Consider the following 16,703-nt stretch of genomic DNA (forward strand, 5'->3'; position numbering starts at 1 on the left):
CTCTGTCCCTGTGCTCGGCGGTGTTTCAGTCGCGGGGGGCGGCCGCCCGCTGCAGGCGGTCGTTGATTGCTTCGCCCAGCCCCTCCTCGGGGATTGGCGAAAAGGCGATGCTCGACGCCCCACTGGCATCGGCACGCTTCATATAGTCGAAAAGATTTGCGGCCGCTTCGGCAAGGTCGCCGCGCGGGCTGAGGTCGAGAATGATCCGGGCGCCGTCCGTCCCGGATACGGAAGCATTGCCGAAGGCGATCAGCGCCTCGCCCGGTTCCACCGCCGTTGCGTTGAGGCGCACGGAAGCGCCGGGCGCGTAATGCGAGGCGAGCATGCCCGGTGCCTCGATCGCCGCCGATGCCGTCTTCGCGCGCAGCAGCGGCTTGCCTGCGACACGTTCGATCTCGCGCGCCGCCAAGCCGCCGGGCCGCAGCAGTCTCAGCTGCCCATCCTCCACCTTGACGATCGTCGATTCGACGCCAACGGTGCTCGCTCCGGCATCGAGGATCAGCGGGATCTTCGTCCCGAGATCGGCTTCGACATGGGCTGCGCTCGTCGCGCTGATCCCGCCTGACGTATTGGCGCTTGGGGCGGCCAGCGGCCATCCGAAGGCGCCGATCAACGCGCCGGCGAAACCCTTCGGTACGCGGACGCCGACGCTGTCGAGCCCGGCAGTTGCCAGCGCATGGATCGGGCTCTGAGCTTTTAGCGGCAGCACCAGGGTCAGCGGGCCGGGCCAGAAGGCGGTGGCGAGCGCCCGCGAAACCGGATCGAATTCGGCATGCTCCTCGGCCATCGCAAGATCGGCCATGTGGCAGATTAGCGGGTTGAAGCGCGGCCGTCCCTTCGTCTCGTAGATGCGCGTGATGGCCGCCGGATTGGTGGCGTCGGCGGCGAGACCGTAGACGGTCTCCGTCGGGATGGCGATCGCAAAGCCGTCGGCAAGAGCGGCGCAGCCCGCCTCAAGCGCTGCCTGCCTGTCGGCTTTGATGTCGATTGTGCGTGCCATGTCCTGTCCGGTGTTTTCCCGGCAGTCATTAGGCTTTCCGCCGCCCGCGATCAATCGCGTTGTTGAACCGATACGCTGCGAGGCGCTTTAGAGTTGGCGGATGATTTCACGCAGCTGTTCGTTGCGCGCACCGAGCAGCAGGATATTGCGGATCGCTACCTGCGGATCATGGGTGCGGAAGAGCAGCCCGTTGCCGCGCACCGACCGATCGATGGTCATCTTTTCCATGGAGTCTTCGCCGGGCTTGATCGCAACGGCAAAATACATGCGGGAATAGCCGACATCGATACGTTCGAAGAAATTGTCGTTCTCGCCGATGTCGGAATAGAAGTTGGCGATATAGAAGGCCCAGCTCACCTCTTCGTAGTGGGCGAATTTCGTGCGCGAGGCGGTGACGTGGCAGTAGCCGAGATGCGGGCTGTCCTCCAGCGTCCGGTGGAAGATCATCTTCGGAAACTGGATCGAGCGGTGGAAGCCGTTGATGTGCTGATGGGTCTTTTCGCCGGCCGCCTGGAGCTTGCGACCGGTTTTTGCCGCCACCTCATCATGGGTGAGGTAGCGCTTTTCCTCGGCCAGCCAGTGCCGCCGGTCGCGGGTGATGCGGCCGGTGCGCAAGAATTCGGAATGAGCGGCAATCAGTTGCCGTTCCTGCAACTTGCCTGCTTCTTTCGCGTCGAAATAACGAAGTTTGGCCATGATTCGCGTTCTTCGGTCAGTCTGCAATCGTTGCGAGGATAGGACCGTATGCTTAAGGCGATGTTAAAGCGGCCCGGCCGCTGACGGAATGCAGGGCAGGCGCCGACATATGTCGCAGATGCGATAGTTGTCGGTATCGGGCAGCAGATCTCTTTGCCGAACAGGTCTTTACGCCATGGCGCAATTGACGATAATTGCCTGAAGAGTCGGGCGATGCGATCGATCGGGATAAGCCACTCGCGCCTTGAGGCATCCTGTCGTCAATTTCGAAGCCGATGTCGCATTGTAACCAAGCGGCACGCATGCTCGGTGATTAAATGACGTTGTAACAATTCTCCCGAAGGAGAAGGAAGCGGGCGCGCTTCCGCCGGTCTTCTTCTCAAGGCTGGCAACCGGATGCACGAGGACACGAAGATGGATATTCGCAGCAACGTTTTGCGTCAGCTCAAGAACCGCCGTGAGGGCTTTAGCCTCGAGCAGCCGTTCTACACCGACGAGGATTATTTCCGGCTTGATATGGAGATGATCTATTATCGCGACTGGCTGTTCATCGGCCATGATTGCGAGCTGCCGAAGCCGGGCGCTTATTTTACCGTTCAGATCGGCACCTATCCCGTGGTCGTCGTCCGCGGCCGCGACAATGTCATCCGCGCCTTCCACAACAGCTGTCGCCATCGCGGCTCGCGCGTCTGCACCAAGGAGCACGGTTCCTCGGTACGTCTCGTCTGCCCCTATCACCAGTGGACCTATGACCTTGACGGCAAGCTCGCTTTCGCCCGTCATATGGGCGATGACTTCGACAAATCAGGCTTCAACCTGAAGCCCGTTCATTGCGAGAGCGTGGCAGGCTACATTTTCATCTGCCTTGCCAACACCGCCCCGGATTTCCAGCCGGTGCGCGACAAGATCGAGCCCTATATGGCGCCGCATCGGATCGGCGAGACCAAGGTTGCCTTCCAGAGCACGATCATTGAGAAAGGCAACTGGAAGCTCGTCTGGGAAAACAATCGCGAGTGCTATCACTGCGCCGCCAATCACCCCGAACTCTGCCGCACCTATCCGGAAGCCCCGAGTGTCACCGGCACGGACGGCGGCGCCGATGATCCCGAGATCGCCGGCCATTGGGAGCGCTGCGAGGCCGCCGGACTGCCGAGCAAATTCCAGATTTCGCCGGATGGTCAGTTCCGCACCGCCCGCATGCCGCTGATCGAGGATGCCGAGAGCTACACCATGTCCGGCAAGCCTGCCGTCCAGCGCCGGATCTCCGACGATATCTCGATCAACCGTATCGGCACCATGCTGCTCTTCCACTATCCGACGACGTGGAACCACCTGCTCGGCGATCACGCCATCTCCTTCCGCGTGCTGCCGCTCAGCGCCAATGAGACGGCGGTGACGACCAAGTGGCTCGTCCACAAGGATGCGGTCGAAGGCGTGGACTACAATCTGGAAGAGCTAACCCACGTCTGGACCGAGACCAACGATCAGGATCGCCGCATCGTCGAGGAGAACGCCTTCGGCATTCACTCGCCCGCCTACGAGCCCGGTCCCTATTCTGCCGTGCACGAGGGTGGCGTCATGCAGTTCCTCGAATGGTATTCGAACTTCATGGTGAATCGCCTGCAGGGCGATCAGTCGAAAATCTCGGCCGTTGCCTGATCCCGGCGCCTGCGCCGGTTAATGTCCGGTTCAGTTCAGCTGATCTACAAGAAGCAGCCGGCCCCGGCTGCTTCTGGAACCATTCAGGTGCGAAAGCGTTGCTGGGCAGGGCGTGATCGCTGTTGAATGGGAGTTGAAGCAATGATCGGGCTGAGAAACAAGATCGCGACCGCAGTTCTTACCGCCGCCGTTGTTCTGACCGGCTTCGTGCCGTCGCAGGCAATCCAGATGCCCACCGCTCCGCAGGTGGAAAAATCTGCCGCAGTCGAGAATGTCCAGTACCGCCGCTATTATCGCCCGGGTTACGGGCCCGGGGGCTACTACCGGCCCGGCTATCGCCCAGGCGCCTATTACAGGCCCGGCTACTATGGCGGCTATCGCGGATATTCCTATTACCGCCCGGGATACCGGCATTATAACGGCTACTGGTATCCGCTCGCCGCCTTCGGCGCCGGCGCAGTCATCGGCGGCGCCATTGTCGCCCAGCCGCGTTATGTCGAACCTGCACCCAGCATGGGTTCGAGCCACGTTGCCTGGTGCGCAAACCGCTACCGGTCCTATCGCGCTTACGACAATACGTTCCAGCCCTATAACGGCCCGCGCCAGCAGTGCTATTCGCCGTATTGATGGGTCCCGAAAACTGTCTCTCACATTAACCCGACCGGGTCGAGCCAGCGGTCTCGACCCATCCTTCGGACCCTCGTAAAAAAACGGGGCGTCGCGCGGCTGTCCATTCGGCTTTCTCGGCAAGCTTGCCAGCGGAACGAGAGGGCGGTGTTGCGAAGCTCAGTGAACGACGGTGATTACCGAAATCCCAGCTTCGTCGGCGGCACGGATAAGCGCTGCTCGCGCGTCCTGAGCCGGAATTTCCCCATGAATCGCATCCCGGCACGCCCTAATCGCAATGAGGTATTCGTCTCCATCGTCGATCGGCCAGCCAACTGTCAGCATCTCGGCAGCCTGCCCAAGGGTTGCAACAAGCTTGTATCTTTCCGGCCCACTCACAACGAGCATCAGAGGGGTAAACTCTCCGGATGTGCACCATTTCATGACATTAGATCTCCCCACGGTAAATACATTAGTAACCGTGCAAGAACCGTTCCGGGCGAGGCGCATGAACCAGCTGATCACCCGAGCGTCGATCGCTGAGATTGTCCGCCATCGCCGGGCCAAACATCAGATGTGCCCTGCGACGCGTGCGAGTAACGGCGAGGTTGCAGCGATCCCGCTTCGCCCCGTAAGCGGGGGATCCAGGGACGGGTCAAGACCCGTGGCTCAACCCCGGTCGGTGCCGGGTGGATGAGGGGGCAACGCTCCCTTGCTTACCCCGCACGTCTCAGATTCAAAGAATATCCACACGCCTCAGCAGCCACCAGGCAAAAGCAATAGACGCGACGATGAGGGCGACGGCGTATTCGGTGCCGTAGTCGCCGACGGCGAAGGGCAAGTTTGCCGTGTTCATACCGAAGAAACCGGTCACCAGGGTCGGCGGCAGCAGGAAGGCCGTCATGATCGAAAGCAAATAGAGGTGACGGTTGGTTTCGGAGGATTGCTTCGAATCGATTTCTTCGTGCAGCAGCCGTGCCCGGTCCTGCAGCGCATAGATATCGTGATCGACCGTCTCCAGCCGGCTGGTCAGCCGCCGCGCCACATCGTCGAAGCCGAAGGGCATTTCGTCGTCGTCGGCCGCCGCCGCCCGGCGCATCAGCGCCAGCACGGTGCGCAGATGCCGGTGCAGCCTGACCACTGTGCGCCGCACCGGTGCCAGCCGCCGGCGCTCGTCACGCGGCGCATTGTCGTAGACGATGTCCTCGATCAGGTTCAGCTCTTCGGTGAGTTCGATGACGATCGTGATCAGCGTGCGTTGGAACTCGATCACCAGCAGCTCGAAGAGATCGACCGGCCGCGAAAATTTGCCGGGGTTCTTCTCGATCAGCGCGCGCGCCCGTTCGACACTGCGCAGCGGTTGCAGCCGCGTGGTGATGATGAAGCGGTCGGACATGGCAAAGTGCAGCCAGCCAAGATTGTTAGTGTCCTGGGCGAAATCGCGCTGGCAGTCGACTAGGGTGCCATAGAGCATCTGCTCGTCGACGGTGATGGCCGCATGCGTATCGCGCGTCGTCAGCGCCGATTTCGCGTCTTCCGTCAATCCGTCCAGCGTCTCGAGCAGCGCCGGCACGCGGGCGTCGACAAGGTTGAGATGCAGCCAGTAGAAGCAATTATCGGCGGTCAGCTCGGCCACGGTCGCGCTGTTGTTCAACCGCACCGCCGTCTTTTCATCGGGCGAAAAACGATAGGCCCAGACGAAACCGGGTATGTTGACGGGCAATGTATCCATTGTTCGCCGGTCCTTTGCGAAGGCGATTTCATTTCTTGGAGCGTCGCGTGTCCGACGCGATGTGTTGGAGACGCTCTATCACTTCATGCAGTAGAGATTCTCCATGACGTTCATTTGTGCAAGGGCGCAAGAGCCAAGGGCCGTTTCGACCGAACTATCGCATGTCGGCTGCGGAATTCGAAATTGACGTTTACGTAAAAATCAATTAGCTCTCACCTGGGAAGGGCTTTGCCGTGCGCAGGCGATCTCAGGAGGAGAAATAGCATGTATAAGGCGCCCGTCGAGGAAATCGCGTTCACATTGAAGTACGTAGCCGGCATGAGCGAGGCGATTTCAGAAGGGCTTCTCGGTGATCTCGGCGAGGATTTGGTCGACGCCATCCTGGCCGAGGCGGGACGTTTTGCCACAGAGGAAGTGGCGCCCCTCGCCGAAATCGGCGACTGTCAGGGCGCCCGTCTGGCCAATGACGAGGTCAGGCTGCCAGATGGCTGGCGTGATCTCTATCGAAACTGGATCGCCGGCGGCTGGAACGGCCTGACCGCGCCGGAAGCATTCGGCGGCCAGGGCCTGCCGCATATGCTGAACGTTGCGGCCCTCGAAATGTGGAATTCCGGCTCCATGGCCTTCGCGCTCGCCCCGACCCTGACGATGGGCGCCATCGAGGCCGTCAGCGCCCATGGCAGCGACGCGCTGAAGGCCCAATATCTGGAGAAGATGGTGTCCGGCGAATGGACCGGCACCATGAACCTGACGGAACCGCATGCCGGCTCCGATCTCGGCGTCCTGAGGGCCCGCGCCGAGCGCCGCGTCGACGGCAGCTACCGCATCTTTGGCCAGAAGATCTTCATCACCTGGGGCGAACATGACGCCGCCGAGAATATCATCCATCTGGTGCTGGCTCGCCTCCCGGACGCGCCGGCCGGCACACGCGGCATCTCGCTCTTTCTCGTGCCGAAATTCCTGGTGAATGACGACGGCTCGCTTGGATCCCGCAACGATCTCTTCTGCCATTCGCTGGAGCACAAGCTCGGCATCCACGGCTCGCCGACCTGCACGATGATCTATGGCGACGGCAAGTTCGGCGACGAGAAGGGGGCCATCGGCTGGCTGGTTGGCGAGGAGAATAAGGGGCTCGCCTGCATGTTCACGATGATGAACAATGCCCGCCTTGCCGTCGGCATGCAGGGTGTGGCGATCTCCGAGGCCGCCACCCAGAAGGCGCTCGCCTATGCCAGGGAACGCACGCAGGGCAGGGCGCCCGGCTGGAGCGGCGCCGGCATGAGCCCGATCGTCGAACATCCCGACGTTGCCCGCATGCTGCTGACCATGAAAGCACTGACGCAAGGGGCACGCGCCATCTCCTATGCCTGCGCTCATGCGATCGACATGTCCCACCGCGCAGGCGGCGATCGCCGGCACTGGCAGGAGCGCGCCGCCCTGTTGACGCCGATTGCCAAGTCATTCTCGACCGATGCCGGCGTCGACGTCGCCTCCCTCGGCATTCAGGTGCATGGCGGCATGGGTTTCATTGAGGAGACGGGTGCCGCGCGTTATCTCCGCGACGCCCGCATCGCCCCGATCTATGAGGGCACAAACGGCATCCAGGCGATCGATCTCGTCACCCGCAAGCTGCCGCTCTCAGGTGGCGGTCAGGTCAAGGGCTTCATCGCAGAACTCACAGAGATCGCCGGCGCTGTCCGCAACTCCAATTTGCCCGGTTTCGGTGAAGCCGCCGCCAGGCTCGACGCCGCTATCGCCGACCTCGACGAGGCGACCGCCTGGCTCTTGAAGATGCTTGCTGATGACAAGGCCGCCGAGGTGCTCTCGGGCGCAACGCCCTATCAGCGCCTGTTCGGACTCGTGCTCACCGGCTCTTATCTCGCCAAGGGCGCTCTCGCCGAGAGCAACGACGGCGGAGGCGTAAACCGCATCGCGCTCTGCCGCTTCACAGCCGAAAACCTGCTTGCCGAGACCGCAGCCCTTCGCGACCGCGTGGTCAATGGCGCGGCAAGCCTCGCCGCCGCCCGCATCCTGCTTGCCTGAGGAAACCACATGACCGATCATATCATCGTCGAGCAGCCTTCCGCCCATCCCGGCGTCCAGCTCATCCGGTTCAATCGGCCGGAAAAGAAGAATGCCATCACCCGCGCCATGTACCGCACCATGGCCGATGCGCTGAATGCGGCCAATGCCGATCCGGGCATCCGCGCCACCGCTTTGCTCGGCACCGAAGGCTGCTTTTCGGCAGGCAACGACATGAACGATTTTCTGGCTGCGGCAATGGGTGGCCGCGGCCTGGAGCAGGAAATCCTCGATTTCCTCTACGCGTTGGTGAATGCCGAGAAACCCGTCGTCTCCGGCGTCGACGGACTGGCGATCGGTATCGGCACGACGATCCATCTCCATTGCGACCTGACCATCGCTTCCAGCCGCAGCCAGTTCCGCACACCTTTCGTCGATCTGGCGCTGGTGCCGGAGGCAGGTTCCAGCCTTGTCGCGCCGCGCCTGATGGGCCATCAGCGCGCCTTCGCGCTGCTGGCGGCCGGGGAGGGCTTCTCGGCCGCCGAGGCTAAGGACGCCGGTCTCATCTGGAAGGTGGTCGAAACCGGTGAGGTCGATGCCGTGACGCTGACGACCGCCGCCCGGCTCGCCGCCAAGCCGCCGGAAGCGCTGCGTATCGCCCGCGATCTCGTCCGCGGCGACAGGGACGAGATCATCACTCGGATCGACGAAGAGGCCCGCCATTTCTCCGCACGTCTGAAAAGCGCGGAGGCCCGGGCCGCCTTCGAAGCCTTCATGCGCCGCTAAACCGCTTCACACTTCTGCTAGAACTGCTTTAGACCGCCGGCACATCGAAGACCTCGCCGGCCCTGAGCGGCCGGAACCGATCCGGGGAAATATCATGCTTGCTCATGGCGTCTTGCAATGCCCTCGTCGGCGTGTCGACCGCTTCGTTTGTCAGTTGGAACGTTGCGAAGTGATGCCCCGCCACATAGGCGGCATTCGCGAGCTTCATTCCGATCACCGCCTCCTGCGGATTCTGGTGCTGCCCTTGCATGAACCATCGCGGCTCATAGGCGCCGAAGGGTAAAATGGCCAGGCGAAAGCCGCCATGCTTCTGCTGTGCCGCTTTGTAATTGATGCCGCGATGAAAGCCCGTATCGCCGACATGATAGACCTTTCCGGCCGGGGTCGACAAAACGAACGATGCCCAGAGCGCCATGCGGCGATCGGTGCCGCCGCGGGCGGACCAATGATGTGCAGGCTCCGCATCGATGCTTATTCCTGCGTGAGAGATGCGCTCGCCCCAGTCCATCGCTGTCGTCTGCAGATCCGGCGCGGCGCGGCGGATGATCGTGTCGTTGCCGAGCGGCGTCACCACGCGCGGCCGATGCTTCGCATGCAACCGTTTCAGTGTTGCGATATCGAGATGATCATAATGATTGTGTGATACCAGCACGAGATCGATCGGTGGCAGATCATGAAACGCGATGCCCGGTTGGACGACGCGCCTGGGCCCGGCAAAGCTGAACGGGCTGGCGCGCTCGGACCACACCGGGTCGGTGAGGATGTTGAGCCCGGCGACCTGCACCAGCATGGTCGCATGCCCAACCATGGTCACCCGCAGATCCCCGCCGTCGACACGTGGATCCGGCTTGACCGCCGCATATGGGCTTGGGACCGAGCGCGGCCAAGGCTCACGGCCACCACCGAATTGCCACCGCAGCAAATCACGGAAACCAAGGGGCTCAATACCGCCGGGATTGAAGAAGTATGTGCCGTCGAAGTGATCAGACACCGGTCCGGTATAGTAGGGATTGCGTCTTTTGGTCTTGCGCATTCAGGATCGGTTTCCTTTGCCGAGAACAGGGTGACTTTAAGCGCGCCGGCATTAAATCTGGATCCTGTCCTCAATTTAACGCTCAGACTGAGGCAGGAAACTCGTTGACCTTGCGCAGCAGGCTGTCGACCAGCCGCTCCGGGAGGTAGCGGCGAAGCGAGCGGACCTGGCGCGACTGCTTGCCGGCGGAATAGCGCAGCTTCGGTTTCTTCGCCGTTGCGGCTTTCACGACCATATCGGCGACGACCTGCGGCGCATCGCCCGTTTCCACCCACTTCCGCATCAGCGCTTCACTCCGGGCGCGCTCCGAAGCATAGACCGGAAGAGGACGGTCTGCTCGTGTCAGATTTTCCTCGAAGGATGTTCTGGTGACGCCGGGTTGGACGAGAACGACACGAATGCCGAAGTTGCGCACTTCATGATCTAGCGATTCCGAATAGCCCTCGAGCGCATGTTTGGTCGAAGCATAGAAGGCGTTGTAGGGAGCCGGAATAAGGCCGAGGATCGAACTCATATTGATGATCCGGCCGCTCTTCTGCTGACGCATGACGGGCAGGACGGCATTGGCGACGCGCGCCACGCCGAAGACGTTCACGTCGAAAAGCCGCTGGGCCTGCGTGATGGAGGATTCTTCCGCGCCGCCGATAAGGCCGATGCCGGCATTGTTGACGACAAGGTCGAGGCGGCCGGTTTGCCGGACGATCTCCGCAACGGCCGCCTGCACCGAGGCTTCCTCGGCCACATCACAGATCAACATTGTTATGCCAGGCCTGTTGGCAACTGGTTTGCGGCTGGTCCCGAACACGCGGTAGCCGGCCTTTACCAGAGATTCAGCCGTCGCAAGTCCGATGCCTGAGGACGCGCCGGTGACCAGTGCAACGTTTCTGCTTTTATCGATCATTTTGTCAGCTTTCAAGGTGTGGATCATTGTCGGCTGATCTGTTACTATCTTTTCGATATCGTGTCACTATCGAAAAGATACTGAATGAAAAATAATCCGATTCCGCAGTGCCCGGTCGCCCGCGGCCTTCAGTCCGTCGGCGATGCGTGGAGCATTCTCGTCTTGCGGGACGCCCATACGGGCCTCACCCGCTTCGACCAGTTCAGGAAGAGTCTTGGCATCGTGCCGACCATGCTGACGAAACGCCTCAAGGCGCTGACGGATGACGGCCTGCTGGAGAAGCGCCTCTATTCCGAACGGCCGCCCCGAGAAGAGTATGTCCTCACGGAAGCAGGTCGCGACTTTCTGCCTGTGCTCATGATGATCGGGGCGTGGGCGCACCGCCATTGCGATGGAGAACTCGCCCGCTATATCGACGTCGAGTCAGGATCGGAGATCGAGCCGATCGCAATCGATGCCATCACGGGTGCAAAGCTCGGAACGCGGGCAATGCGGCTGAGTTTGCGCGGGGAAAGCGAGCCGGGCGATCGATAAGATGTTCCGACGCTCTGGATATCGCGATCGCAGCGGCCGCGAAAAGTGAGCCGACGCCGGAGGTCTATTTCTCCAGCGTCGCCACCACCTCGACATGCGAGGTCCAAAGGAACTGGTCAATCGGCGTCACGCCGGTGATCCGGTAGCCGCCTTCGACGAGGATCGCCAGATCCCGCGCCAGCGTCAGGGGGTTGCAGCTCACGGCGACGATCTTCTTCACGCCTGAGCGGGCAAGCTCCTTGCACTGGAACTCCGCGCCGGCGCGCGGCGGGTCGAAGACGACGGCATCAAAAGGCTTGAGCTCCTGCGTCATCAGGGGACGGCGGAAGAGGTCGCGCTTTTCGACGCTGACGGGTTTCAGCCCCTGTGTGTTGCGTGCGGCGTGGTCGAGTGCCGCGAGCGCCTTTGCCTCGGCCTCGACGGCATGCACCCGGCCGATCCGCGCCAGCCGCAGTGAAAACGTGCCGGCGCCTGCGAAAAGATCGGCGATCCGCTTCGCTTTGCCGACATGGGCAAGCACGAGCTCTGCCATTGCCTCTTCCGCCGGCTTCGTCGCCTGGGCGAAGCTGCCGGGCGGTGGCGATACTGGAACGCCGCCGAAATCGATGAGCGGCTTCGACGGCTCGACGAGGATTTCGCCATTGAGCGTTACACGGGCGATACCACGCAGACCGAGCACGGTCTCGACTGCCTTACGCCGTTGCGGGTCAGAGAGCTTTTTCACGTCGTCAACCGCGACATCGAGGCCGGAAAGCGTTTCAAGCACGGCGACTCGGAAGGGCTCGGCGCTGGTCGCAAGCGAAGCGGCGATCGCCTTGATCGCCGGCAGCCGGGCGATGATCCCCGCCGAGGAGATCGGACATTCCTCGATCGCAACGATATGATGGCTTTCGGCCTGGTTGAACCCGATCAGCATATCCTTTTCGGTCCTGCGCGCGGCAAAGACCACACGCCGGCGTTCGCCCGGCCGGGCCGGAACGATCTCGCCGACATCAGGTGTCAGCCCCTTGGATTTCAGCGCATCGATGACGAGTTGACGCTTGAAGGCGCGATAGGGGATGTCCGCCAGATGCTGCAATGTGCAGCCGCCGCAGGTGCCGTTGACACCGTCCGGGCCGAAATGCCGGCAGGCCGGCTCCTGCCGGTCGGGCGAGGGTGTCGTGATCGACATGATCGTGCCCTGGCTTTTGACGCGGGCGATCGCCACGGTTTCCCCGGGCAGGGAGAAAGGCACGTAAACCGGTCCACCGGCGCTGCTGGTGATGCCGTCGCCCTGGGCGCCGAGCTTCTCGATCGTGACGGTTTCTGTGCTCACGGCTTCAATCCTGCCAGGAGGAATTCCTGATTGCCGTCGCCGCCGGAAATCGGGGAGGGGATGAGGCCAAGGCTTTTCCAGCCCATGTCCTCGGTGAACCAGCGCTCCAATACCGAAGCGACGGCGGGAGCGGAGGAGGGATCTTTCAGCAGCCCGCCCTTGCCGATCGCCTCACGCCCCGCCTCGAACTGCGGCTTGACCAGCAGAACGGCAATCGCCCCTGGCCCGGCGATGTCGAGAGCCGGCGCAAGCGCAAGCTTCAGCGAGATGAAGGAAACGTCGGAAACGATGAAGGTGACGGAATGGCCGATATCCTCTGCCGCCAGGTTGCGGGCGTTAAGGCCTTCCTTGTTCGTTACACGCGGATCGGCTGATATGCGCGGATGCATTTGCCCGTGGCCGACATCGATGGCGGTGACATGCGCGGCACCCCGTTGCAGCAGCACCTCGGTGAAGCCGCCTGTGGAAGCACCGATATCGAGACAGCGGTGGCCGACGGGATCGAGCCGGAAATGATCGAGTGCGGCGGCAAGCTTCAGCGCCGCGCGCGAGACATAGTCCTGGGCCGGATCGTCGATCTCGATATGAGCGTCCTCGCCGAAGAGCTCACCCGCCTTCGTCACCACCTGGCCACCGATCCGGACGGTGCCGCGCTGTATGGCGTCGCGGGCCCGCGAGCGGCTGGCGAAGAGGCCGCGGGAGACGAGAAGCTGGTCAAGGCGTTGGCTGGTTTGATCGGACATCGGCTGTGAATGACCGGCAAAGCCGCCGGTTGCAAGTATTTTGTTCCCGAAAACCGTCATTGACCCTCAAAAGCTTTCGGCGATAATCCCTGCCGCGGCGATCGCGGGGCATGCCGCAGCACGGGGGTGTTTCATGACGAAGCTCTTCACTCTTCTTGTCGCGACGGCGGCGATTGCGTCGCCCGCTTTGGCGAACGATACTCTGGCCGAGGTCAAGACCGGCGGGCTGGTCTTTGCCCAATCCGAAGATGTCAGCATGGCGGAAGAGGATCTTTTCATCTCCGCTTCGGAAGTGCGCGTCGACTACGTGTTCGAGAATACGTCCGACAAGGATGTCGAAAGCCTGGTTGCCTTTCCGATGCCTGACATTACCGGCCGCGTGGACGGCGATACCGCCATCTCCGACTATGACAGCGATAATTTCCTGCATTTTTCCACCGTCCAGGACGGCAAGGCGATCACCGCCAAACTGCAGCAGCGCGTGATCTCGCTCGGCATCGACGTGACCGACGAATTGGCCAAGCAAGGCATTCCTCTCCTGCCGCTCAGTCAGAAGACCGCCGAGGCTCTCGCCAAACTTCCGCAAACCGTCCGCAAGGACTGGATCGCTCGCGGCCTTATCTACCCCATGACGGAAAACGAACTCGTGCCGCTCTGGACACTGCGCTCGACCTATTGGTGGCGCACGGTCTTTCCTGCCAAAACGAAGATCACCGTCCAGCACCGCTACAAGCCGGCCGTAGGCGGCACGGTGGCGATCAGCTTCCTCGACAATGGCGAGCCGAAGGGCGAGCGCTTCGAGGAATATTCCCGCAAATACTGCCTGGATAGTGACTTTGTCAGGGTTGCGCAGCAGCGTTTCCGGGAGGCCGAGACAAGCGGCGCGAATTACACCGAAAGCTGGATTTCCTATGTGCTGTCGACCGGCTCGAACTGGGCAGGACCGATCAGACGCTTCCAGTTGACGATCGACAAGGGCAAGCCCGGCAGCCTTATCAGCTTCTGCGGCAGCAACGTGCAGAAGATCGGGCCGACCACCTTCCGGATGGCGGCAGAGGATTTCGATCCCGATAAGGATCTGGACATTCTGATCCTCAATCCCCCCGAAGCGCAGCCGTAACTCAGCTGCGCAATAATTTAAGCTTGGCCGCTGCTGCGGTGCACAATTTAAACAAATTTAAAGTGTGCCCGCATAGGTTCGGCTCGATTGCAGCGGTTCGTTTGAACTGCTTGGCGCCATGAAGGCGCAAGCATCTCCCCGCCGATCATGTTCCCAGTTCAGGAGTTCTTGCGGTTGCGCCCTCGGCGCGACCCGCCTCTCGCCGCGTCGACTGTCGTTAGGAGAAATTCGCCGATGTCCGCTAAAAACATATCCTTGTATGGTAAGCTTGCGGCCACGTTCGCAGCCCTCATCCTTATCTTCGTATCCTTCTCTGTTTTGGTTTACTCCAAGGCGACGGCGTCCGCGGCTGCTTCCGCCGAACAGGAAAAGTCCGAGCTGCTCGTCAACCAGATCGACGATGCGCTGCAGGCCATGCTCGAGCAGGCCGTCAACTTGCGCGGCTTCATCCTCTTCCGCAGCGACAGCACCTATGGCGACATTTTTGCCAATCGCGAGCGCATGCTGAAGGCGATTGCCGCTGCCAAACAGACTGCCGCTGCCGAGCCTCAGCTGGTCGAGATGATCGACGGCATGCAGAAGGCTGCAGACCTTTACTTCCATGAGCTTGCCGAGCCGCAGACAAAGGCGCGCAAGGAAACCGACATGCCGATCGAGGAAGTCGTCAAGATCGGTGTCAACGCCACCAAGGGCCAGCTCGACGGCTTCCGTCAGGCCTCCGCCAAGATCAAGGCCACTGCCCGCGAAAAATCGAACGCCCTCGCCACGGTTCGCGCCGAAGCCAACAGCGATCTGAAGACGACGCTGCTTGCCGGCGGCATCGTCGCCGCGCTTGCCGCTGCCGTTCTTGCCTGGTTGCTGTCGCGCACCATCATCCGCCCGATCGTCGGCATGACGACCGCGATGGACCGCCTTGCCGGCGGTCAGAACGACATCGAGGTTCCGGCCGTCGATCGCGGCGACGAGGTCGGCCGCATGGCCCAGTCGGTGCTGGTCTTCAAACAGGCCGCGATCGAAAAACTGCGGCTTTCCGGCGAGACTGATCGCATGCGCGACGATGCCGAGCGCCAGCGCCGGGCAACCGACGAACAGAAGGCCCGCGAGGAAGGCGAACTGCGTTTTGCGATCGATGCTTTGGCGGGTAGCCTTGCCGGCCTCGCCGAGGGCGATGTCGCAGCACGCATCCAGACGCCGTTCGCGCCGCAATACGATAGCCTGCGCAACGATTTCAACAATGCCGTCGAAAAGCTGCAGGCGGCTCTCCAGTCGGTCGGCCGCAATGCCTCCGCCATCAATGCGGGCGCCGGCGAGATCCGCTCGGCCGCCGACGACCTTGCCCACCGCACCGAGCAGCAGGCTGCCGCCGTTGAAGAAACCGCCGCGGCACTCGAGGAAGTGACGACGACGGTTCGCGACAGCGCCAAGCGGGCCGAGGATGTCGGCAATCTCGTCGAGCGCACCCGCCTCGGCGCCGAAAAATCCGGCGATGTCGTCCGCAAGGCCGTCTCCGCCATGGAGCAGATCGAGAAGTCCTCGGGCGAAATCTCCAATATCATCGGCGTGATCGACGATATCGCCTTCCAGACCAACCTACTGGCCTTGAACGCAGGTGTCGAAGCGGCGCGTGCCGGTGAAGCCGGCAAGGGCTTTGCCGTCGTTGCCCAGGAAGTGCGCGAACTCGCGCAGCGTTCTGCCAACGCCGCCAAGGAGATCAAGGCGTTGATCACCACATCCGGCACCCATGTCCAGACCGGCGTATCGCTGGTCGGCGAAACCGGCAAGGCTCTGGAGGCGATCGTCACCGAGGTGCAGGAAATCAACCGCCATGTCGGCGCGATCGTCACCGCCACGCGCGAACAGTCGATCGGGCTGCAGGAGATCAACACCGCCGTCAATAACATGGACCAGGGCACGCAGCAGAACGCTGCAATGGTCGAGGAGCAGACTGCCGCAAGCCATGCGCTCGCCCAGGAAGCAAATGCCCTCGATGAACTGCTGCACCAGTTCAAGCTCGGCCAGGCTGCTCCTGCGCCCCGTACAACTGTTGCCGCACCAAACGCCCGCCCGGTCGCTTCTCCCGCCCGCGCCCTCGCCAGCAAGGTCACCAAGGCCTTCGGCGGCCGGCAGGCAAGTGCTGCGGTTGCGGTTCAGGAAGACTGGACGGAGTTCTGAGAGAGCTTTTTCGGAAGAGACGTCAAATGAAGAAGGCGGCGCGGTGGCGCCGCCTTTTTTGTGTGCGCCAGGCATGGCGCGTGGTGCGAGAGCACCGTTTGACCGGGATGGTATCCGGTTGATGACTTGGAGGTGAAAGTCCTCTGCAGGCCCTGGTGATGGGAACTGCTAGCCGAACAACAAGGGCGTCGTTGCAAGGCGAGGTCTGAAGGAAGTTGTAAGCAAAGTGCCGGCCTGACGAACAGGAAACGCATATGAGGCGACCGCATCCGGACGAAGGTGCACAAATGCCTGAAGTCCAATATCACCCGGAGGATGCGGCCGTAGATGCGACAGGTATATGGCACGAAGGTCACGCGTCTTACCCTGGGAGACCTGCCGACC

General features: G+C 61.9%; 15 protein-coding genes. 7 read left to right on the forward strand and 8 right to left on the reverse strand.

All coding sequences use genetic code 11. From position 1 onward, the window contains the following. Positions 1-25: 25 nt before the first annotated feature. Together NE852_RS05250 and NE852_RS05255 are read right to left on the reverse strand one after the other, a co-directional pair. A complete protein-coding gene (locus tag NE852_RS05250; RefSeq protein WP_008529331.1) occupies positions 26-1,000 on the reverse strand; it encodes an L-threonylcarbamoyladenylate synthase in 975 nt (324 codons plus the stop codon). An 87-nt stretch (positions 1,001-1,087) separates the two neighbouring features. Then, positions 1,088-1,696 (reverse strand): DUF6656 family protein, encoded by a 609-nt coding sequence (locus tag NE852_RS05255; RefSeq protein WP_008529330.1) that lies wholly within the window; start codon positions 1,694-1,696, stop codon positions 1,088-1,090. Between the two features lie 414 nt (positions 1,697-2,110). Between NE852_RS05255 and NE852_RS05260 the strand changes: the two genes are divergently transcribed. Next, on the forward strand, positions 2,111-3,355 hold the full coding sequence (locus tag NE852_RS05260; RefSeq protein WP_008529327.1) for an aromatic ring-hydroxylating dioxygenase subunit alpha: 1,245 nt from the start codon (positions 2,111-2,113) through the stop codon (positions 3,353-3,355). Positions 3,356-3,496: 141 nt separating this feature from the next. Beyond that, positions 3,497-3,982 carry a BA14K family protein gene (locus NE852_RS05265; protein WP_008529325.1) on the forward strand — a complete coding sequence of 162 codons (486 nt, stop codon included), beginning with the start codon at positions 3,497-3,499 and terminating at the stop codon, positions 3,980-3,982. Positions 3,983-4,141: 159 nt separating this feature from the next. On the opposite strand, the gene NE852_RS05270 is transcribed toward NE852_RS05265, so the two are convergent. Together NE852_RS05270 and NE852_RS05275 are read right to left on the reverse strand one after the other, a co-directional pair. Beyond that, the gene (locus tag NE852_RS05270; RefSeq protein WP_008529324.1) at positions 4,142-4,405 is read right to left on the reverse strand and encodes a DUF982 domain-containing protein; all 264 of its coding nucleotides are present in this window, start codon (positions 4,403-4,405) and stop codon (positions 4,142-4,144) included. Positions 4,406-4,697: 292 nt separating this feature from the next. Next, a complete protein-coding gene (locus NE852_RS05275; protein WP_258156267.1) occupies positions 4,698-5,693 on the reverse strand; it encodes a transporter in 996 nt (331 codons plus the stop codon). A 264-nt stretch (positions 5,694-5,957) separates the two neighbouring features. On the opposite strand from NE852_RS05275, the gene NE852_RS05280 reads away from it, so the two are divergent. Both NE852_RS05280 and NE852_RS05285 read left to right on the forward strand, forming a co-directional pair. After that, positions 5,958-7,736, forward strand: a complete 1,779-nt coding sequence (locus tag NE852_RS05280) for an acyl-CoA dehydrogenase (RefSeq protein ID WP_258156269.1) — start codon at positions 5,958-5,960, stop codon at positions 7,734-7,736. Positions 7,737-7,745: 9 nt separating this feature from the next. Continuing rightward, entirely contained in the window at positions 7,746-8,501 is a 756-nt protein-coding gene (locus NE852_RS05285; RefSeq protein WP_008529319.1) for a crotonase/enoyl-CoA hydratase family protein, read from the forward strand. A 28-nt stretch (positions 8,502-8,529) separates the two neighbouring features. Here NE852_RS05285 and NE852_RS05290 read toward each other — a convergent pair whose 3' ends face one another. Together NE852_RS05290 and NE852_RS05295 are read right to left on the reverse strand one after the other, a co-directional pair. After that, positions 8,530-9,534, reverse strand: coding sequence for an MBL fold metallo-hydrolase (locus NE852_RS05290; RefSeq protein WP_008529316.1), 1,005 nt, complete (start codon positions 9,532-9,534; stop codon positions 8,530-8,532). Positions 9,535-9,616: 82 nt separating this feature from the next. Continuing rightward, on the reverse strand, positions 9,617-10,435 hold the full coding sequence (locus NE852_RS05295) for an oxidoreductase (protein ID WP_258156270.1): 819 nt from the start codon (positions 10,433-10,435) through the stop codon (positions 9,617-9,619). 84 nt (positions 10,436-10,519) lie between these two features. On the opposite strand from NE852_RS05295, the gene NE852_RS05300 reads away from it, so the two are divergent. Then, positions 10,520-10,969: a helix-turn-helix domain-containing protein gene (locus NE852_RS05300; RefSeq protein WP_008529310.1), complete on the forward strand. Its 450-nt coding sequence runs from the start codon at positions 10,520-10,522 to the stop codon at positions 10,967-10,969. Positions 10,970-11,033: 64 nt separating this feature from the next. On the opposite strand, the gene NE852_RS05305 is transcribed toward NE852_RS05300, so the two are convergent. Together NE852_RS05305 and NE852_RS05310 are read right to left on the reverse strand one after the other, a co-directional pair. Then, entirely contained in the window at positions 11,034-12,284 is a 1,251-nt protein-coding gene (locus NE852_RS05305) for a class I SAM-dependent RNA methyltransferase (protein ID WP_008529308.1), read from the reverse strand. Next, a complete protein-coding gene (locus NE852_RS05310; protein WP_008529306.1) occupies positions 12,281-13,027 on the reverse strand; it encodes a TlyA family RNA methyltransferase in 747 nt (248 codons plus the stop codon). The genes NE852_RS05305 and NE852_RS05310 overlap by 4 nt, the downstream gene beginning before the upstream one ends. A 133-nt stretch (positions 13,028-13,160) precedes the next feature. On the opposite strand from NE852_RS05310, the gene NE852_RS05315 reads away from it, so the two are divergent. Next, positions 13,161-14,147: a DUF4424 domain-containing protein gene (locus NE852_RS05315; RefSeq protein ID WP_008529304.1), complete on the forward strand. Its 987-nt coding sequence runs from the start codon at positions 13,161-13,163 to the stop codon at positions 14,145-14,147. A gap of 234 nt (positions 14,148-14,381) precedes the next feature. After that, on the forward strand, positions 14,382-16,319 hold the full coding sequence (locus tag NE852_RS05320; RefSeq protein WP_008529303.1) for a methyl-accepting chemotaxis protein: 1,938 nt from the start codon (positions 14,382-14,384) through the stop codon (positions 16,317-16,319). The last annotated feature ends 384 nt before the right edge of the window (positions 16,320-16,703 follow it).

Origin of the sequence: Rhizobium sp. Pop5, assembly GCF_024721175.1 — a bacterium.
Classification (GTDB): domain Bacteria; phylum Pseudomonadota; class Alphaproteobacteria; order Rhizobiales; family Rhizobiaceae; genus Rhizobium.